The sequence below is a fragment of the Gaoshiqia sp. US2 genome (assembly GCF_059705485.1).
The window spans coordinates 1,444,377-1,462,152 of the sequence record NZ_AP048550.1; the positions used below are offsets into that span (position 1 = coordinate 1,444,377).

The window sequence follows — 17,776 nt, forward strand, 5'->3', positions numbered from 1 at the left end:
TTCCGTTTTCAGGCAATCAGATCAATTCTTCCGGGTTGATATCGGTCATATCAATCAGGTTGTTCATAATGGCATACATGGTGAGGCCGGAGATTGATTTGATGTTGAGTTTTTCGGTAATATTTTTCCGGTGCGAAATGACCGTATGGATACTGATATTCAGTCGGTCGGCAATTTCTTTATTGGAAAAACCCAGCGCGATATGCCTGATCACATCCTTTTCGCGGATCGTCAAATCGCCGTTTTCGGGCGGACTGATTTTTTGTTTACTGGCTGATTTTCGGATCACCTGGATTAGTTTCTGAATCTGCAGGGCCGATGAAAGTTCGTTTAACTCATATTCGTGTTGTAAATCAGGCTGATTGGTTTTCCCGGTAAAACCGACGAGAAAGACCTGGTTGTGTTTCCGGAGTTTTTCTTCCACCTCCGCCGGAATCTTCTGTCCGGTTTCGTGGATGACAATGATGAGGTTATTACTGATCGCTAAAAACGAAGACAGATCATGCACCGAGCCCAATTGGGTAATCTCCATGTTAAAATATTCCTGAAGGATCAAGGCCAGGCCTTTCCGGATTATTTCAGAGGGATGAATAATAAATACGTTCTCTTCCATGCTTTAGCGATATGACTCATCTTTTAGTTCTTCTTCAAGCTTGATCACCTGCACGATCAAAATGTTGTCCTCGATCCGGGCGTGGTCGTACAAATCTTTTTCGAACTGGAATAAGGCAAATAAAAACTCATTCATGTCGTTGGAATTGTATCCGGGTTCCAGGTATTTGATAACCAGATTTTTCAGGTCGCTCAGCTTTTCCTCCACATTGGTGTGTTGTTCTTCATAGTCGTGAATGGAGGTATGATTGTCTTTCAACTTTCTGTTCCCGAACAAATCGATGATATACGGAAAAACCTTTTCATCCTCAAGCTGAAGGTGGGCGAGCAACTCGGTTTTGTATTTCTGGTAAAACGAGCTGATCATTTTCAGGCTCGAACAGTTTTTTTTGCAACTGAGTAATACCTGATTCAGAAGTCGTTCGATTTTTGGCAACACATAACTGATGTAATATGCATGAGTATTCTTCAGGTAATCAATGATTAAAACAGGCGGGAACGACAGCAGTTCGCTTTCAGGGAAGTAATTCTCGTCGTTGTAAGTGTTTACTATGGCCAGAAAAAAATCGGTATTAATTTCCTGGTTATGACATACTTCGGCTATTGTTTTTTCCTTGAAGCCCAACCGGATGCCGAACCGGTTTATAACCGGAAGCAAGTTGTAGTTGCCGGCAACCAGCGAACTCATTTTATCGTCTCTTTTAAAAATCTTCATGGTTGTTTTTCAGTTTGATTTTTCATGCGCCACCTGCGGCGCTGAAACGGATGATTAACCTTTTTAATAACAGTTAAACTGCTTATTGGTTGAATAACCCCTGACATGACGGATTCTTTTTCGGGCATATAGCCGCCGGTAAATGCCTTTATCTTTTTATCATTCAGGATAAGGCTAAATTAAGATAATCAGTTTGTCGGTTTGCGGCGTAAGGTACCCAAAGGCGACAGCCTGAATCTGATGCCTGGTCAGCAATTGCTCTACCTGGTTAACCGCGCCGGGATCAACCGCGATCAGGAGGCCGCCGCTGGTCTGCGGGTCGCAAAGAATTAATTTTTCGTGTTCGCTGCGCAGTTGAATGTGGTGTCCGTAACTGTCCCAGTTGCGGTGGGTGCCGCCGGGGATGCAGTTTTGCGCGATATAGTCGTCCAGTTCCGGGAAACGCGGGATCTTGTCAAACTCAATCAAAGCCGAAAGTTTGCTCCCTTCACACATCTCGGTTAAGTGCCCCAGTAAACCAAAGCCGGTAACATCGGTCATGGCTTTAATACCGTTTATTTCGGCCAGTTCTTCTCCGATGCGGTTTAGCTCCGACATCGAGTTGGGCGCAATGCAGGCATGTTCGGGTTTCAGTTTTCCTTGCTTTTGGGCTGTTGTGAAGATGCCTACGCCAAGCGGTTTGGTCAGGTAAAGTTTACAACCTGCCGTGGCTGTGTTGTTTTGTTTCAGGTTTTTGAGCGACACCTGCCCGGTAACAGCCAAGCCGAAAATAGGCTCGGGACTGTCGATGCTGTGTCCTCCGGCCAGGCAAATTCCGGCCTCTTTGCAGGCCTGCCGTCCGCCGTCCATCACTTGCTGCGCTATTTCGGGAGCCAGCTTGTTAACCGGCCATCCCAGAATGGCAATGGCCAGCAGGGGTTTTCCGCCCATGGCGTAGACATCGCTTATCGCGTTGGTGGCCGCAATTTTTCCAAAGGTAAACGGATCGTCGACGATGGGCATAAAAAAGTCGGTTGTGCTGATGATGGCAGTTCCGTCGCCCATATCATAAACTGCCGCATCATCGCGGCTTTCGTTGCCAACCAGCAAACGGGAGTCGTGGACAGGCTCAATCGTTTGATGCAGGATGGCGCTTAATACCCGTGGCGATATTTTGCAGCCGCAGCCTGCGCCATGACTGTATTGGGTGAGTTTAATGTCATTCATTGCCGTAAAAAAAGTTTAGAATTAGGTCTGCATTTTCGTGTGGGTTGGTGCTTTCGAGAGCGATGTAGCTCACTTTTGACGGGTTGCGCAAACCAATCCCCTTCAGATAAGATTTGTCGTAGTAATGGAGGGTTCGTTGAACCACTTCGCGATAATTTCCGTCTTCCAAAAACCGGATAGCTTCTTTCGTCGCGAGACCTCCCAGCCGCTTCGAAATCCGTTCAACGGAGCAGGCCAGCTGTGCCGTCGGGCAATTTCCGTATTCTTCAACTAACAGATCGATACGCTTCGCTCTGGGAATATCCAGAAAACAGACCGTTTGTTCCCGCATTTGATTAAACAGAGTGATCGGAATTTTCACACACCCGATGTTGTGGCTTTCATCTTCCAGCCAAATTGGTTTTTCGGGATCTAACCGTCGGAACTCATCATGCAGATTATTCTCGAACTGCTCGGTTGTGGGTTGTGCCGGTTGATTGATTCCGCCAAAAGCCGAACCTTTGTGACTCGCCAATCCTTCCAGGTCGATCACCTGCAGGCCTCTTGCTTTGAACTCTTTCAGCAGGTTGGTTTTTCCGCTTCCGGTATATCCGCCCAGAATCCGAAGTTTAAACGGCCGGGCAAAAAAGTCGAGTACGTAGTTGCGATAGGCCTTGTAACCGCCTTCAAGCACATAAACCTGCCCGAACCCGTTATCTGCCAGATGTTGCGTAAAAGAAGAGCTGCGCATGCCACCCCGCCAGCAATGAACAACAAGGGTTTTGCCGGGCGCGGCTTGCGCCGACTGACGGATGAACTGATCCAGCTTCGGGGTCACCAGACGATAGGCCAATTCAATCGCCTGATTAGGTGATTGCTGAACGTAAACGGTTCCCACCTCGGCCCGTTCATTGTCCGAAAACAGCGGAATATTCACCGCGCCGGGGATATGTCCTTTCTGATGTTCACCGGGTGAACGCACATCAACCAGAGGCAGATGCCGGAACTGCTCGTAGTATTGATGAATGGTCAGTCGTTGGATCATATTGGAGGCAGATGTTTGGCGTTTATCATTTCAGGTTTAGCGGTAGGGGAGTTTGGTCAGCATGTCGGCCAGTTGGTTGATCCCGTCTTCGAGCTTTTTATTCACCATCATTTTGATCATCATGCTCATCTCGGCATGCAAGGTCAATCTCATTTTCGACTGGGAGGGCGATTCGGGCAACAGCTGGATCCAGAATGTGATGCCGATGGGTAGTCCGCCCGAACTCGAAATCTTAATCGTGTTTGTAGGTTCTCTTTCGATGATCCGGATCTCGGCCTGTCCCAGTCCCGAAATATTGAACCGGCAGGAATCGGCGTCTGATTCGAAATTGCTGATCGTAATTTGTGGTACCGACTCGTTTATTTTTGACAGCAGGCCCTCGTTTACGTATTGCGACAGGTTTTCGAAGTTTGACAGGTAGTTGAACACCACCTCCTGGTTTTGCTCAACGAGTTTAATATCACTTACGTATTTTTGAATGCTCATGGTGTTTAAAATTAAATGATGCAAAGGTTTGAAAAAAGCCTTAAAGCAGCTAACCCGGCCTGTGATTTTCTTTCTGTTTTAGCTGGTATAAACAAAAAAATCCCCGACAGGGCCGGGGATGTCTGTATCGAATAAAAAAATCATTCTTCGGAATTATTTCCCCCAGTTGGCCGGATCTTCCCGCCATTTGTTCAACGACTCTACCTGGGATTCTTTGATCTCACCCGACTCCAGGGCCACTTCAATTAATGTTTTGTAACGGCTCAACGTTGTCAGTTCGATGCCGGCTTTGGCAAAGTTTTCTTTGGCAACCGGGAAATTGTAGGTGAAAATCGCCAGCATACCCAATACATCGCCGCCAAAGTTAGCAATTGCTTCCGCTGCTTTCAGGCTGCTTACGCCGGTTGATACCAGGTCTTCAATGACTACGACTTTTTGCCCTACTTTCAGGTCTCCTTCAATCAGGTTTTCCAGACCGTGGTCCTTCGGTTTCGCGCGCACATAGATAAATGGCAGGCCAAGTTCCTGAGCCACCAGCATCCCGTGGGCGATGGCGCCGGTTGCTACCCCGGCAATGACTTCGGTTTCAGGATATTTCTCACGGATCAGTTTTACAAACTGATCGCGCACGAACGTACGTGCTTCGGGGTAGGACAACAATTTCCGGTTGTCGCAGTAAATCGGAGCTTTCCAGCCTGAAGCCCAGGTAAAAGGATTTGAAGGTTGGATTTTTATTGTGTTAATTTGTACGAGCTTTTTCGTTACTTCCAGGTGGATGTCTTGCATAATGTTAAATGTTTAATACTGAATTCATCGCAAATGTACAAAGTTTTTTTTAATGAGTATCTGCTGTTGCTGAGGTCTGAAATTAATAATTCATTTAAAGATAACATTTATCAAAATATTGATATTGAGGATTTTGAAGATTTTTTCAGGCTGATTTCGGATTTAGATCGGCAGGAATATGCTAAAGAGTCAAACGTGAAAAATCAAAATAATGCTTCCACATTGTTGATAATCAATACAATATTGTTGATTAAATTTGATTTTGGGGGAGTAAAATCTACCGGATTTTTGCCAAATTTGAGAAAAAGCTGGTAGAAATGATAGGTCAAAAAGAAAAAAATCCGCAATTAAGTATGTTCCGGGTCCCGTTGAAACAATTTATTGATGAAAGCCATGAACTGGTTCAACTTTCCGGGAAAATAGACTGGAAAAGTCTGGAGAATGATTTGAGTGTTTATTATTGTGCCGACAACGGGCGTCCATCTGTCCCGATCCGGTTGATCGTTGGGGTTGTCATGTTGCGCAGGATGTATAACCAGAGCGATGAAAGCGTGCTTGACCGTTGGATCGAAAACCCGTACTGGCAATATTTCTGCGGAGAAGTTTATTTCCGTCACGATTTTCCGTTCGACCGGACCGAGTTGATCAAGTTTCGCAGGCGTATCGGGGAAAATGGAGCCGAACAGATTTTGAAGGCAACAGTGGATTTGTTTGGGAGCAAAGAAATCCGGGAAAAAGAAGTTTTAATCGATACCACGGTACAGGAGAAAAACATCACCTTCCCCACCGATGTAAAACTTCAGAAGAAAATCATCGAAAAGTGCCGGAAAATCTCAAAGAAAGAAGGCATCCACCTGAGGCAGACCTACCAACGCGAATTAAAGCAACTGCTGATCGACCAGCGCTTCCATGACCATCCCCGGAGAAAGAAGAAGGCGTTGGCCGCCAGGCGAAGGATAAAAGTGATTGCGGGAAAGATTTTTCGTGACCTGGAACGCAAGATGGGAGAAGCCCAAAAAATGAAATACCAAAACCAGTTCTGTATTTTTAAACGGGTACTGACCCAAACCCGGGGTTCGAAGAACAAGGTTTACAGCATTCATCAACCACAGGTCAGTTGCATTGCCAAAGGCAAAGAACACAAGAAATACGAATTTGGGAACAAAGTATCAATCGTAAAGACCCGTCAATCGGGAATCATTATCGGGATCATAAGCTTTTGCGGAAACCCCTTCGATGGAGATACCCTCTCTCCCCAACTGACGCAAGTGGAAAGGATCACCGGTCACAAGCCCGAAACAGGAATTGTTGACAGGGGATACCGGGGCCGCAAACAAGTAAATGGCACACAAATTATTTGCCCGGGGAAACCACTTGAAAGCCACAACAAATACCAACGACAAAAAACAAGGCAACGCTTCAGGGCCAGGGCCGGGATAGAACCCGTCATTGGCCACGTGAAACACGACCACCGGATGCTTCGGAATTATCTGCTCGACCAGATTGGGGACAATATGAACTCAATCCTGGCAGCAGTCGGTTTTAACCTGAGAAAAATGCTCCGGAGGTTAAAATCCGAAGCAAAAAATATTTTTGAGCTATTTGAAAACTTAGTTTTTCTCTTCAACAGAAACCTGATTTTTACGCTTTTTGAAAAAATGAGGGTTTTTCACGTTTGACTAAAGAACTTATTTTTAGCTGTTTAATGGATGAAAACTTATTGAATGAATTGCCTCAAAAGATGTCGTATATCCGGGCTGCCGGCGGTTTGGTTAAAAACGATAGCGGGAATATGTTATTCATTAAGCGGTTTGGTCGATGGGACCTGCCTAAAGGGAAAGTTGAAAAAAATGAATCGCTTCAGCAGGCGGCTATCCGCGAAGTAAAAGAAGAATGCGGTTTGGATCAGGTACAGATTCTTCGTCAATTGCAAAACACCTATCATATTTATCAGTCGCCTTACATTAAAGGTACGAACAAGCTGGTTTGGAAAGAAACAAGCTGGTTCGAAATGCTTCATGCCGGAAACGGGCGTACTTCGCCGCAGGTGGAGGAAGATATCGAAGAAGTTCGCTGGTTCAGGCAGGATGAACTGGGCGAAGTGTATGCGTCGACTTACGGCAACCTGAAAGAATTACTTTGTTCTTACCTGGCCTGATTCCGGAATTCTTCCCTTTGTTTTTGTTTCAGCAAGCCTGAGAATTGCCGGTCGAATCCGTCAAGCGGGTTAAGGGCCGGCGCCAGTTCCAGTTTTCCGCCCGGCGTAAGCAGGTAGGCGGCAGGGAAGGTGCGTACCCGGTATTTGTCGGCCTCCGCTTTTGAACAGCTGAAAAATTGCCCCGGCCAGTTTTGTTGCAGGATCAGGTCCTTTTTACTCAGTTCGGTTTCGGGAATCAGGTGTAAGATCTGGATCTGCCCCGCCAGCGCTTCCGGAAAACTTTTAAGATGATCGAGATGTTGCCTGCAAATCGGATTGGTAACGCTGGTAAAATGCAGGTAAATATACTTTCCGCGGTATTCCGAAAGCCGGTGTCCCTTGCCGTCAAGTTCGGTGAAGCTGATTTCGGGCCCTTCCGTTCCGGGGAGCAGGTAGGTTAGTTTTGATTTCAGCAAACGGGCCGTTTGTTTGTGCGATGCAGGCCAGTTGCTTTGAGCGATTTTATCCAGTAAAGCAATCAGGCTTTTTTGCGGAAACTGGCCTTGGTAAAAGGCATCATGAATGGATTTCAGAATAACCAGCCGCGACAGGTTTTGGTCCCAGCCCTTTTGGGTGAGCATAAAGTTTTCGATGCCGTTTAAATCGGCCCTTCCAACCAGATTTCTGAACTCGTCGCCGCCGATGGTATTGGACAGTATGGCAAAATAATTGGTGAACAACTGCTCAAACAGCCGGTAACAGGTCGGAATTTGCAGATTGGGCCTGTGTTTTACAAAACAAGCTGCTGCAAACGACTCATTTCGTCCCTGGTGAAGCGCGTATTCGGCCGAGGCTATGCGGTAAAACGTATAGTCTTCGAAATAGGCATGGCCCGAATCGGGAAATTGTTGGCGCAGTTTGGTTTTCAGCGAATCGACTGCAGCCGGTGATTGATCGCGGAATATCCGGTTGAAATGGATATTTTCCTGGGTCGAATAAGCCTGTTCAAACGACTGGACCATCCGGTTCAAATCATTTGATCCGGCATGTTGCAAACCAAAAGGAACGATGTTGGCCCGGAAAAAGGGGTTGCGCCTCTCTGCTTCGCTCACTGGCTGTAACGGCGGAAAAACCAGTTGGTAGCTTTTTCCCGGTTCCAGGTAAATTTGTGCCTGCCAGCTGTCAAAGTCGGCCATGCACAAGCTTGTTTCATCCAGTTGGAACGTTGTATCAAACGAGCCATCGGGTTTAAGGTTTAGCTTGACCAGAGACTTAATCGTTCCCGATATCGGATCTTCGCTCCGGTAAATTTCGATGGTTCGTCTCTGGTAATCCGGGGCATTCCCCAAAAGGCGGACCGTGTTCTGACTATAAGCCGGGAAGGCAAAAAAAATGAGCAGGTAAAACAGAAACAGCTTATTCATCTTCTTTAAAAAATTCATCCATATTCAACCCTTTGGGTAAAAACATGCTGGCATCGCCGCCATGCAGGATGATATCGCGGACGATGGTCGAGTTTACCGGCGTATGTTCGGGCATCGTTAGTAAAAAAACGGTTTCGATTTGCGGGTGCATTTTTTTGTTGACCTGCGCGATGGCCCGTTCATATTCAAAATCGGCCGAAGTACGTAAGCCCCTTAAAATGTAAGCGGCCCCTACCTTCTTGCAAAAATCAACGGTGAGGCCCTCGTGCGGCATCACTTCAATCTTGGGTTCATCGGCAAAAACCTGGCGGACCCATTTCAGCCGCTTTTCGAGTTTAAAAAATGATTGTTTGTTGGAGTTGTAGCCAATCATGATCACAATCTTGTCGAACATGGGAATGGCCCGGCGGACAACGCTTTCATGTCCAATGGTAAAAGGGTCGAATGAGCCCGGGAATATGGCAATTTTATCCATGTGTTCTGTTTTTGTTCAATCACCAAATATAAATGATAATATTCGGAAATTTCCGAATATCCTTGATTTAATTGGACCAGCAGTCGGATTATACAGGCGTGTTGAATCGGATTGACGAAACCGGGAAAATAGGGAAACCTCTGAATAACGGTTAGTGATCCGGTAATCGACCGGAATTAGATGTTAAAAAATACGCCATGACAACAACATATAACTTTCCGTACTCAGAGGTTTGCTTTTCAATGTTTTTTGCAGAACCGGCGTTTTCTGCTTTGTTGACTTATAACAATAAATCTTCGAAGTTGTTTTTCGTTTTTTGGAAAATTCCCTGATTTTTCCGGTTTATTTCAATGAATATCCTGCTTTTGTACACAACAGCCAATTATTGGAGGGGCGCGGCAAAAGCCAAAACATCGTCGCCCGTGATTATTTTATCACAAAGGATGATTAAACGCTCAATCACATTTCTGAATTCGCGGATGTTCCCGGTCCAGGTTATACTTTGCAACCTGCTGATGGCATCGGGAGTGATCTTTTTAACAGGCATACCGTATTCCCCGCAGATTTGGGTAATAAAATAGTTGGCCAGTTCCGGAATATCTTCTGCCCGCTCGTTTAACGAAGGCACCTGGATCAGGATCACGCTCAAACGGTGGTACAAGTCTTCGCGGAAATGTCCTTTGTTGATTTCCTCGCTGATATTTTTGTTGGTTGCCGCTACCACGCGAACATTCACCGCAATTGGCTGGTCGCCTCCAACCCGGGTGATGATGTTTTCCTGAAGCGCCCGCAGCACTTTGGCCTGCGCCGAAAGGCTCATGTCGCCAATTTCATCGAGAAACAGCGTACCGCCGTTGGCTTGTTCAAATTTTCCTTTACGTTGTTTTACGGCGGAGGTAAAAGCTCCTTTTTCGTGGCCAAACAGCTCGCTCTCTATCAATTCGGAGGGAATGGCGGCACAGTTTACCTCGATAAAAGGTCCGGCAGAGCGGTTGCTTTTTTCGTGCAAGCGCCTGGCAACAAGTTCCTTGCCGGTTCCGTTGGCGCCGGTAATCAGCACGCGGGCATCGGTTGGGGCCACACGGTCGGCCATATCGGTAATCTTTTTGATAGCAGGCGAACTCCCGACCATCTCGTACTTTTTGCTGACTTTCTTTTTCAATACTTTGGTTTCGGTCAGCAGGTTCGACTTGTCCATGGCATTACGGATGGTAATCAGCAGGCGGTTCAGGTCGAGGGGTTTCTCAATAAAATCAAAAGCTCCCTTTTTGATCGATTCTACGGCCGTGTCGATATTGCCATGTCCGGAGATCATGACTACCGGGGCGTCCAGCGATAATTCCTGTACTTTGCCAAGTACCTCCAATCCGTCCATTCCCGGCATTTTGATGTCGCATAATACTATATCGTACTCGTTTTTGCGAATAAGCTCGAGTCCCTGGTTCCCGTCTTCGGCCAAATCAACCTGGTACTGTTCGTATTCAAGGATGTCTTTCAGTGTATTGCGGATACTCCGTTCATCGTCGATCACTAATATTTTTGACATGTGCGTGCTTTTTATTGAATTATTTGTTCAAAATTAATGATTAATCCATTCGTACAAAACGCCTTCCCGGAGGGCAAAGTCGGTTTGTATCATTTCGGTCGGTTTTAAGCGGGTAAGAACAAGCCAGATAAAAAGGAACGACGGTACAATCATTTCTACCCTCAGTGGTTCCATCCCGGTCATTTTATCGCGTTGGGCTTTGGTGGAGTGAATGATTTGTTTGGCAATATATTGAAAGTCAGCCGGGCTGATAGGTTGCTTTACCCGTTGTTTGCTTCCCGGCGGCGTTTGGTCAATCAGGTCGGCCAGCGTGTCAAATGCTCCGGAGCAACCGATCAAGCGGGCAACTTCGGTTCCGGCAAGTTGTTTCCAAAGTTTGCTCAGGCCATTTTCAAAATAGGTTTCAATGGCGGCAATCTCATTTTCACTGATCGGATCGGAAATAGAAAACTGTTCCACCACGCGGGCCATGCCCAGCGGAAAGCTTTCTTTCCAGTAGATCTCGTTGTTTTTGGTTTGAATAAATTCGTTGCTCCCCCCGCCAATATCCAGGATGAGCGTATGATCGGGGATGGAACCGAAGGCGAGTTTTACGCCCTGGAAAATGAGTCGCGCTTCTTCTTCACCCGAAATGACGGAAAGCGGCATCCCCGTTTCTTTTTCTATATGTGCGGAAAACGCTTCCTGGTTGGCGGCATCGCGAACCGCCGAGGTGGCAATCGTCACCACCCGGTCGGCGCCAAATGTAGCGATGGTTTCCCGGTGTTGGTTCAGCGCGGCTGTTGCCCGCGAAAATGCCTCCCGGCTTAACAAGTTCTTGTCAATTCCGTCTTTGCCCAGTTTTACGCCCAGCTTTCCCTGGTATAAAATCCGGTAGTTCTTTCCGTTAACCCCGGCAATCAGCAAATTGCAGGTATTTGTTCCCAAGTCGATGACGGCCAGTTTCATGTTATTTGAAATTCATATTGGTGCAAAGATACAGTTTGACGGCACAGTCCATCTGTTTTTGCATTTTTTGTATCCTGACCTGAGAAAATGAAAAAAAGAAAGCCTTCCGTCATCAGAAGGCCCTCAGAACTATGTCAATGTAAAATGAAGATTTCTTGTTCGTTAATCTTCAACAAGATAAATAAAAGATTTCAAATAAATACTTTTTTATCCGATTTTAATTCCGATAAAATAACCATTTAACAATTTCTTTAAGATTGACTTTCTTTCCGTACATTAAAATGCCGGTTCGGTAAATTTTACCGGCCATCCAGATTGTTCCCCAGATCGATACCAGTAAAATGCTCATCGACAGCAGCAATTCCCAGGCGGGTACACCAAAAGGCACACGAACGGTCATGATAACCGGGGAGGTGAGCGGGATCATAGAAGCCCAGAAGGCCAGTGTTCCTTCCGGATTTTTGATCACGGGAAACAGGATGATGATCGAAAAGATCAAGGGGATGGTGACGGGCATCATGAGCTGCTGCGCATCTTCTTCGTGATCGACAGCCGAGCCGACAGCTCCCAGTAACGATGCATACATCAGAAAGCCTCCCAGAAAAAAGAACAGAAAGCATCCCAGAATCAGCGGCAGGTTTAAGCTGCTGATCATGTCGACAATTTCAATCACCATATTTTCCTGCGTAGCGCCGGCCTCTTGCAGGGCCACGCCCGATGTATCCATCAGGTTCTGTGATTGCCGGATTGCCTGGGTTTCATCTATCCCCGCAAAGGTCTGTACCCCGGTGATAATTGCCGCAAAAATAAGGATCCAGAACAACAACTGAGTTAAGCCAACCAGTCCTATACCGATAATCTTTCCAAACATCAGTTGGGTGGGTTTTACCGATGAAATGATCACCTCGACAATCCGGTTGGTTTTTTCTTCCATCACCCCGCGCATCACCATAGCGCCGTAAATAAATACAAACATGTAAATGATGAAACCGGCGGCGTAACCAACCGCCATGGCAATTTCGGTCGAACTTTTCACCTGGGCGCCCTGGTCGTCCACCTTGATGGTCTCGAGGTTAATGTTGGTTTTGGTGGCTGCCAGTTTATGATCCAGGTCGGGAATGCCCGATTGTTCGATCACTTGTTGCCTTTTGTCGTTTTCGATGATGCTGCTGAGTTTCTTCCCGATCATGTTTTTAACATCAATGGTCACCTGTTTGTCTGAAAACAGCTGCGCCCGGTTGATGGTCAGAATGTTGGGCGGGACAAACAACACGGCATAGAATCCATTTTGTTTAATGTTTTCTTTTAGTTTGAGGTATTCCTGTTCCGGCACAAAATGAAACCGGGTATAATCGGTGTTGTCCAAACGTCCCAGGAAAATGCCTGTTGCGTCGTAAACCGCGATGGTCCGTTCTTCTTTGTCGTCCTGCATGGCCAGCCAGGCCGGAAGCACCGTGAAGGCGGCGAAAAGAAAAGGAACCAGCAGGGTTAAAATAATGAATGATTTTTTCCGGACGCGGGTCAGGTATTCGCGTTTTAAAATGATCAGTCCTTTGTTCATGGCCTTAATTTTTTTGATTAGCTTGTTCGACAACCTGGATAAATACCTCGTTCATACTGGGGATTACCTCGCGGAAGGCGCTTATCTCCATTATCTTCATCAGTTTTTGCAACAACTCGTTATTTGTTTCACCCCGGGTCTCCTGAAATTTTACGTGCTGGCGGATTCCCCGTCTTTCATGTTCAATCAGTTTAAATCCGTTGGAGGAAAAGAGGAGGGAAACATCTTCGGTTTCGGCGGTCTCAATCTCGAAAATGCCCTGTTTGTAACGTTCTTTGATGTCGAAAATGTTGCCGTCCAGTATTTTTTGTGATTTGTTGATCAGGGCGATGTGGTCGCAAACTTCCTCAACCGAGGCCATGTTGTGGGTTGAGAAGATGATGGTCGCGCCATTTTCTTTCAGATGGAGGATTTCATTTTTCAACAGGTTGGTGTTGATGGGGTCGAAGCCGCTGAAAGGCTCATCAAAAATCAGTAATTGCGGTTTGTGGATGACGGTGGTCACAAACTGAACCTTTTGCTGCATTCCTTTCGAAAGTTCTTCTACTTTTTTGTTCCACCAGGGTTGAATTTCGAATTTTTCAAACCAAACCTTCAGACTTTTCAGGGCATCGTGCCGCGACATGCCTTTCAGCTGAGCCAGGTACAAGGCTTGTTCGCCTACTTTCATCTTTTTATAGAGCCCGCGTTCTTCGGGCAGGTAACCAATCGATTCGATATCGGTTGATTTGAACCTGCGCCCTTTGAAATACAATTCGCCCGAGTCGGGGGCGGTAATTTGGTTGATAATCCGGATTAGGGTCGTTTTGCCGGCTCCGTTGGGACCCAGCAGCCCAAAAACAGACTGCTCTTCCACCGAAATACTGACCTGGTCGAGCGCCCGGTGCCCGGCATAATCTTTTACAACTTCAGTCGCTTTAAATAGTTCCATACATGAGGTTTTTATTTTTCCGGTTTCGATTCAGTTCAAAATTAAGTAAAATACCTGTCGGGTTGATTTGTTTTTTCGGCAAACAATCGTTTTTTTCGGATGAATAGTTCCCACCGGAAATTTCTTCATTCTGAAAAGATCAAATTGAATTATACGGTGGAGTGCTGATGAATCATTCTGATGCGCGAAAAATTAATTTGTTACGGGCGTTCTCCAAAAAGAGCAATTTGTTTTCTGTCCGAAATTGCCAGTTCTTCTCCCGGAGCATCGTTAGAAACCGGTTTTCCAGGTCGAGGTTCAGGCAGGCTTTCTTCGTAGAGATAATCCGGCTGATATAAAGTGAATCACCGGCGATTTCAAGCTGCCCGTTAAATTGATTACAACCGGCAAATCCTCCCAGACGGTTTTGTTCAGGCTGAAATTCGACATAGGGTTTCCGGATATCATCGGGAAGCAGCTGTCCATTGATTTGTTCCAATTCCCAGCGAGTGTTTTCGAGCGCCCCCTGCGACTGAGCGTCGGGATCTTTTTCCCGCAGATCGGTTTCAGCTGTTTTCTTCAGATGAAAAAGTTGTTTTCCTCCCGCGCAGCACTGGATGGCCAAAAACACGAAGAATAAATAAGTGAGCCGCATGGTGTTTTGTCGTTTGGGATAGCCTAACGCAAAATGTGAGCCAAATGATCAGTCTCCGATCGATTTGATGGCCAGTTTTAATTCACGTTCGGCCAGTTTAATCTGTTTCCGGGTATCGCTGAACAAGTCGAGTGTTTGATTGATTTGTATAGCCACGGATGAAAAGACTGTTTCATCAAAAATCAGATTGAGCTTGTTTTGTGTTTCGAGCAATGACTGACTGGCCAGACGGAGGTACCTGGCAGCTTGTTCAGCTTGCCGGGACGTTGCCGGCTGATTAAACTCTTTGGCCGAGTAGGAGGCGTCGGTAGCCTGAAATTCGGCCTTTTTTGCGTAAACATATAAACTGTCCATTCCGGTGAGCGCATCAAAACTATGGTATTTGATTTCTTCCAGATCGGCGGCCCCGTTGTACAAGGAAAAATAATCGGCAACCTGTTGACTGTAATTCCAGGCTTGATGGGTTAAGTTTAACGATTTTTGCAACTCGGTTGCCAACCGATTCTGGGCATAGCTTCCGAATCCAAGCAAAAAAAAGACCAATATGCTTACAAGTTGTTTCATATTTAAAGAAATGGTTCTAATCAGTCTGTTTCTTCCGGTCGATTAACGGGATATGTTCCGGCCGCTTGTGTTTCCATCTCCGGTGCGACCACAGCCAGAATTCAGGGGCCTCCCGGATGTATTTTTCCATCATATCCACATAAGCCAGTAATATGGTTTCTTCACTCACTTTCGCCGGTTCGGGGATTAGTTCAATCAGTTCGACCTGGTATTTACCACGGGCAAGTTTTCTGGTATGGTGAAAGAACACCGGCTGGTTGGTCTTAATGGCTATTTTCACCGGGCCGGCAAAGAAGGGGGTTTCCTGGTTCAGAAAGGTTGTCCAGAACTGCGCGTTTTGAGGCGGAGTTTGGTCGGCGGCCAGAACCAGTGCACCAGGTCGTTTGGCGCTGTTAAATTGCAGCGCCTTTCGTGCCGCTTGCTGCATCGGGATGGTCTGACTGCCAAAACGTTCGCGTACGTTCCGTAAATAATCATCCATTTCCGGATTGTTGCGTAACGGATTGAAGACCACCACCACCTGGTGACTTACTTTCCGTTGCATGCTGCAGCTCCACTCCCAGTTATTGTAATGCATACCCAGCGCAATGAAACTCTTGCCTTGTTTGTAATAGGTTTCTGTTTGATCAGGCGGTAGTAAAACGATTCGTTCATCCAATTGTTTTTCCGTCATATACCCGAGTTTCAGCGATTCCAGAAAAAGGTCGCAAAAATGGCGATAATAGTTTCGGGCGATTTGTTTAATCTCCGTTTCTTCTTTTTCCGGAAATGAATTATGCAGGTTGGCGTAAACCACTTTCCTGCGATAACCGATCAGTTGGTAGATCACGACAAACAGAAAATCCGACAGGATATAAATCGCTGAAAAGGGTAACCGCCCCAAAGCTTTTAGAAAAAGAACAACAGAAAGGTTCAGTACTTTTTTCATACAAATTTTATGTTGTCTGCAAAAATAGGTTTTTTTCAGGTAGGGTCTGATTTTTGTTTTCAATGAAAAAGTGCATCTTTAACCATCAATATCAATAAATCGAAACGTATGAAACGAATATTTTTTTTAGCCTTCATGTTGACAGGTTTTATCAGTTTTTCGCAAGTCGCCTATATTGCCCACCGCGGAGCCTCGTACCTGGCGCCTGAAAATACGGTGGCTTCGGCCAATCTTGCCTGGGAACTCGACGCCGATGCTGTTGAGATTGACATCTATCTGACGAAAGATAACCGGGTGATGGTTTGTCACGACCGTTCGACGAAACGGACTGCCGGGGTCGATCTGAAAATCAGCGAAACGAATTCGGACGAATTACGAAAACTTGATGTGGGGAGTTGGAAAGACGCGCGCTTTGCCGGCGAAAAAATTCCTTATATAGAAGAGATTCTCGAGACAGTTCCCGCCGGAAAAAAATTGGTTGTCGAAATTAAAGGCGGCAGTGAAGTGTTGCCGGCGCTCAAAAAAGCGATTGATGAAAGCGGTAAACTTGAGCAGATCATTTTTATTGGCTTCGGTTGGGAAACCATTATTGACACGAAAAAGACTTTCCCCGGAAATGCCTGTTACTGGTTGAGTTCGGTTGAGGAGGATGTGCTGAAACGACTTGGGCAGGTGGCCGAATTTGGGCTGGACGGACTGAACCTGAGTTACAAAATCATTCATCCGGATTTAGCGCGGCAGGTGAATGAATCGGGCATCGACTTGCTGATCTGGACGGTAGACGATCCGGAAGAAGCAAAACGGCTGGTTGGCTTAGGTGTGAAAGCGATCACGACCAACCGCCCCGGCTGGCTGAGAGAGCAGATACAGTAGGGCGTTGCTGAAACGGGTTCCCCAAACGGGTAGCTAAGTTGGCTTACTCAGGTCTTGCAATCATTATTCCGGAGTACGATTTTTTATTCAGAAGCAAGTCGGAAAGCGGTTCTTCAGAAATAACCACTTTTTCGAGTGCAGATGAGGCATGTAATAAGTGAATGCGTCCGTTCACTTCGGTCAAAATACCGGTGTGCGAAATATCGAGTCCGGCAATCGTGGTTGCAAGACCTACCAAATCGCCTTCTTTTAAATCTGCTTCACGACCGGTTACTTCTTCTTTTTTCAGGAAAAAATATTTTCGGGACGAAATCCCGGCTTCCTGGTCGGCAATCAACGGAATAAATTCAGGGTTCTCCTTCAATACTTCATAACTGTTCGGGTGTGTCGACATGAAATTGACATGAAGGTCAACCGGCGATCCAATTTTCACCGCAGGTTCCGAAACCAACCCTTTCATCCGGTTGTCGTAAATCCAGTCGCTGAAATAATGCAGGCGCGAACAATATCCTTCCCGTTTCCCGCCCCGGTAACGGATTTTTTCAAGCTCTCGGGCAAAACTGTCAAAATCCGCTTTTCCGGCTTTAATGGTCCGGGCCAGGGCCAGGCAGGTTTCGACAAAGGTCGTACAATCCAACTCTCTCAGGTTGATCACCAGTTTTTCATCCGGTCCGTTTTCCAGCGTGTGGGCGACATAGGGCGTCTCCAAAAAAGTTTTTCCGATTTCAGAAATCAGCTCGCCCACCGGTTTATTCTGGTCGGCCGAAAAGCGGCTGAGTATTTCCTTCACCAGAAGGCTGTCTTTTGCTGTTGCGATCAGTTCTTCAGGTGGATTAGTTGTTTCCTTCAGTTTGCTTTGGCAGGCTAAACCTGCTGCAACCAGGCAGAAAAGGAAAATGGTGATTTTCATATGATTAAATTTTTGA

The 17,776-nt window shown here is 46.3% G+C and carries 20 protein-coding genes; 4 read left to right on the forward strand and 16 right to left on the reverse strand.

Annotation, left to right across the window (positions count from 1 at the left end; genetic code table 11):
* Nucleotides 1-16: 16 nt before the first annotated feature.
* The 6 genes from AC6H3C_RS05630 to pyrE form a co-directional block, all read right to left on the reverse strand.
* The gene (locus tag AC6H3C_RS05630; RefSeq protein ID WP_497519701.1) at nucleotides 17-613 is read right to left on the reverse strand and encodes a response regulator transcription factor; all 597 of its coding nucleotides are present in this window, start codon (nucleotides 611-613) and stop codon (nucleotides 17-19) included.
* Nucleotides 614-616: 3 nt separating this feature from the next.
* On the reverse strand, nucleotides 617-1,327 hold the full coding sequence (locus tag AC6H3C_RS05635; protein WP_497519702.1) for a hemerythrin domain-containing protein: 711 nt from the start codon (nucleotides 1,325-1,327) through the stop codon (nucleotides 617-619).
* Between the two features lie 174 nt (nucleotides 1,328-1,501).
* Nucleotides 1,502-2,533 (reverse strand): selenide, water dikinase SelD, encoded by a 1,032-nt coding sequence (gene selD, locus AC6H3C_RS05640; protein ID WP_497519703.1) that lies wholly within the window; start codon nucleotides 2,531-2,533, stop codon nucleotides 1,502-1,504.
* The gene (mnmH, locus tag AC6H3C_RS05645; RefSeq protein ID WP_497519704.1) at nucleotides 2,526-3,557 is read right to left on the reverse strand and encodes a tRNA 2-selenouridine(34) synthase MnmH; all 1,032 of its coding nucleotides are present in this window, start codon (nucleotides 3,555-3,557) and stop codon (nucleotides 2,526-2,528) included. The genes selD and mnmH overlap by 8 nt, the downstream gene beginning before the upstream one ends.
* Nucleotides 3,558-3,593: 36 nt before the next feature.
* A complete protein-coding gene (locus AC6H3C_RS05650; RefSeq protein WP_497519705.1) occupies nucleotides 3,594-4,043 on the reverse strand; it encodes a hypothetical protein in 450 nt (149 codons plus the stop codon).
* 153 nt (nucleotides 4,044-4,196) lie between these two features.
* Complete coding sequence (gene pyrE, locus AC6H3C_RS05655) at nucleotides 4,197-4,829, reverse strand: orotate phosphoribosyltransferase (RefSeq protein WP_497519706.1); 633 nt, start codon at nucleotides 4,827-4,829, stop codon at nucleotides 4,197-4,199.
* A 33-nt stretch (nucleotides 4,830-4,862) separates the two neighbouring features.
* Between pyrE and AC6H3C_RS05660 the strand changes: the two genes are divergently transcribed.
* The 3 genes from AC6H3C_RS05660 to AC6H3C_RS05670 are packed head-to-tail and all read left to right on the forward strand — an operon-like array spanning nucleotide 4,863 to nucleotide 6,987.
* Nucleotides 4,863-5,144 carry a hypothetical protein gene (locus AC6H3C_RS05660; RefSeq protein ID WP_497519707.1) on the forward strand — a complete coding sequence of 94 codons (282 nt, stop codon included), beginning with the start codon at nucleotides 4,863-4,865 and terminating at the stop codon, nucleotides 5,142-5,144.
* Nucleotides 5,145-5,146: 2 nt separating this feature from the next.
* Nucleotides 5,147-6,508 (forward strand): IS5 family transposase, encoded by a 1,362-nt coding sequence (locus AC6H3C_RS05665; RefSeq protein WP_497518526.1) that lies wholly within the window; start codon nucleotides 5,147-5,149, stop codon nucleotides 6,506-6,508.
* Nucleotides 6,509-6,534: 26 nt separating this feature from the next.
* Nucleotides 6,535-6,987 (forward strand): NUDIX hydrolase, encoded by a 453-nt coding sequence (locus AC6H3C_RS05670; protein WP_497519708.1) that lies wholly within the window; start codon nucleotides 6,535-6,537, stop codon nucleotides 6,985-6,987.
* Here the strand turns inward: AC6H3C_RS05670 and AC6H3C_RS05675 are convergent.
* From AC6H3C_RS05675 to AC6H3C_RS05715, 9 genes are all read right to left on the reverse strand, one after another.
* Nucleotides 6,975-8,390: a peroxiredoxin family protein gene (locus AC6H3C_RS05675; protein ID WP_497519709.1), complete on the reverse strand. Its 1,416-nt coding sequence runs from the start codon at nucleotides 8,388-8,390 to the stop codon at nucleotides 6,975-6,977. The two genes, AC6H3C_RS05670 and AC6H3C_RS05675, sit on opposite strands and share 13 nt — an antisense overlap.
* Nucleotides 8,383-8,865 carry a pantetheine-phosphate adenylyltransferase gene (coaD, locus tag AC6H3C_RS05680; RefSeq protein ID WP_497519710.1) on the reverse strand — a complete coding sequence of 161 codons (483 nt, stop codon included), beginning with the start codon at nucleotides 8,863-8,865 and terminating at the stop codon, nucleotides 8,383-8,385. Before coaD ends, AC6H3C_RS05675 begins: the two co-directional genes overlap by 8 nt.
* A gap of 382 nt (nucleotides 8,866-9,247) precedes the next feature.
* On the reverse strand, nucleotides 9,248-10,411 hold the full coding sequence (locus AC6H3C_RS05685) for a sigma-54-dependent transcriptional regulator (protein ID WP_497519711.1): 1,164 nt from the start codon (nucleotides 10,409-10,411) through the stop codon (nucleotides 9,248-9,250).
* Between the two features lie 33 nt (nucleotides 10,412-10,444).
* The gene (locus AC6H3C_RS05690; protein ID WP_497519712.1) at nucleotides 10,445-11,359 is read right to left on the reverse strand and encodes a Ppx/GppA phosphatase family protein; all 915 of its coding nucleotides are present in this window, start codon (nucleotides 11,357-11,359) and stop codon (nucleotides 10,445-10,447) included.
* 217 nt (nucleotides 11,360-11,576) lie between these two features.
* Entirely contained in the window at nucleotides 11,577-12,920 is a 1,344-nt protein-coding gene (locus AC6H3C_RS05695) for an ABC transporter permease (RefSeq protein ID WP_497519713.1), read from the reverse strand.
* Nucleotides 12,921-12,924: 4 nt separating this feature from the next.
* Entirely contained in the window at nucleotides 12,925-13,851 is a 927-nt protein-coding gene (locus tag AC6H3C_RS05700; RefSeq protein ID WP_497519714.1) for an ABC transporter ATP-binding protein, read from the reverse strand.
* Nucleotides 13,852-14,023: 172 nt separating this feature from the next.
* The gene (locus tag AC6H3C_RS05705) at nucleotides 14,024-14,485 is read right to left on the reverse strand and encodes an META domain-containing protein (protein WP_497519715.1); all 462 of its coding nucleotides are present in this window, start codon (nucleotides 14,483-14,485) and stop codon (nucleotides 14,024-14,026) included.
* A gap of 48 nt (nucleotides 14,486-14,533) precedes the next feature.
* Nucleotides 14,534-15,049, reverse strand: coding sequence for a hypothetical protein (locus AC6H3C_RS05710; protein WP_497519716.1), 516 nt, complete (start codon nucleotides 15,047-15,049; stop codon nucleotides 14,534-14,536).
* A gap of 16 nt (nucleotides 15,050-15,065) precedes the next feature.
* Entirely contained in the window at nucleotides 15,066-15,977 is a 912-nt protein-coding gene (locus tag AC6H3C_RS05715) for a lysophospholipid acyltransferase family protein (protein ID WP_497519717.1), read from the reverse strand.
* Between the two features lie 108 nt (nucleotides 15,978-16,085).
* On the opposite strand from AC6H3C_RS05715, the gene AC6H3C_RS05720 reads away from it, so the two are divergent.
* Entirely contained in the window at nucleotides 16,086-16,850 is a 765-nt protein-coding gene (locus AC6H3C_RS05720; protein WP_497519718.1) for a glycerophosphodiester phosphodiesterase, read from the forward strand.
* Between the two features lie 43 nt (nucleotides 16,851-16,893).
* Here the strand turns inward: AC6H3C_RS05720 and AC6H3C_RS05725 are convergent, their stop codons facing one another.
* Nucleotides 16,894-17,760 carry an N-acetylmuramoyl-L-alanine amidase-like domain-containing protein gene (locus AC6H3C_RS05725; protein WP_497519719.1) on the reverse strand — a complete coding sequence of 289 codons (867 nt, stop codon included), beginning with the start codon at nucleotides 17,758-17,760 and terminating at the stop codon, nucleotides 16,894-16,896.
* Nucleotides 17,761-17,776: the final 16 nt, after the last annotated feature.

Bases quoted from the DNA above. Each gene is read 5' to 3' on its own strand.
- AC6H3C_RS05670 (WP_497519708.1), top strand. From the start codon at position 6,535: ATGGATGAAAACTTATTGAATGAATTGCCTCAAAAGATGTCGTATATC.
- AC6H3C_RS05700 (WP_497519714.1), bottom strand. From the start codon at position 13,851: ATGGAACTATTTAAAGCGACTGAAGTTGTAAAAGATTATGCCGGGCAC.
- AC6H3C_RS05715 (WP_497519717.1), bottom strand. From the start codon at position 15,977: ATGAAAAAAGTACTGAACCTTTCTGTTGTTCTTTTTCTAAAAGCTTTG.
- AC6H3C_RS05660 (WP_497519707.1), top strand. From the start codon at position 4,863: ATGTACAAAGTTTTTTTTAATGAGTATCTGCTGTTGCTGAGGTCTGAA.
- AC6H3C_RS05705 (WP_497519715.1), bottom strand. From the start codon at position 14,485: ATGCGGCTCACTTATTTATTCTTCGTGTTTTTGGCCATCCAGTGCTGC.
- AC6H3C_RS05720 (WP_497519718.1), top strand. From the start codon at position 16,086: ATGAAACGAATATTTTTTTTAGCCTTCATGTTGACAGGTTTTATCAGT.
- AC6H3C_RS05665 (WP_497518526.1), top strand. From the start codon at position 5,147: ATGATAGGTCAAAAAGAAAAAAATCCGCAATTAAGTATGTTCCGGGTC.
- AC6H3C_RS05635 (WP_497519702.1), bottom strand. From the start codon at position 1,327: ATGAAGATTTTTAAAAGAGACGATAAAATGAGTTCGCTGGTTGCCGGC.
- coaD (WP_497519710.1), bottom strand. From the start codon at position 8,865: ATGGATAAAATTGCCATATTCCCGGGCTCATTCGACCCTTTTACCATT.
- AC6H3C_RS05725 (WP_497519719.1), bottom strand. From the start codon at position 17,760: ATGAAAATCACCATTTTCCTTTTCTGCCTGGTTGCAGCAGGTTTAGCC.
- pyrE (WP_497519706.1), bottom strand. From the start codon at position 4,829: ATGCAAGACATCCACCTGGAAGTAACGAAAAAGCTCGTACAAATTAAC.
- AC6H3C_RS05710 (WP_497519716.1), bottom strand. From the start codon at position 15,049: ATGAAACAACTTGTAAGCATATTGGTCTTTTTTTTGCTTGGATTCGGA.
- AC6H3C_RS05675 (WP_497519709.1), bottom strand. From the start codon at position 8,390: ATGAATAAGCTGTTTCTGTTTTACCTGCTCATTTTTTTTGCCTTCCCG.
- AC6H3C_RS05690 (WP_497519712.1), bottom strand. From the start codon at position 11,359: ATGAAACTGGCCGTCATCGACTTGGGAACAAATACCTGCAATTTGCTG.
- selD (WP_497519703.1), bottom strand. From the start codon at position 2,533: ATGAATGACATTAAACTCACCCAATACAGTCATGGCGCAGGCTGCGGC.
- AC6H3C_RS05695 (WP_497519713.1), bottom strand. From the start codon at position 12,920: ATGAACAAAGGACTGATCATTTTAAAACGCGAATACCTGACCCGCGTC.
- AC6H3C_RS05650 (WP_497519705.1), bottom strand. From the start codon at position 4,043: ATGAGCATTCAAAAATACGTAAGTGATATTAAACTCGTTGAGCAAAAC.
- AC6H3C_RS05630 (WP_497519701.1), bottom strand. From the start codon at position 613: ATGGAAGAGAACGTATTTATTATTCATCCCTCTGAAATAATCCGGAAA.
- AC6H3C_RS05685 (WP_497519711.1), bottom strand. From the start codon at position 10,411: ATGTCAAAAATATTAGTGATCGACGATGAACGGAGTATCCGCAATACA.
- mnmH (WP_497519704.1), bottom strand. From the start codon at position 3,557: ATGATCCAACGACTGACCATTCATCAATACTACGAGCAGTTCCGGCAT.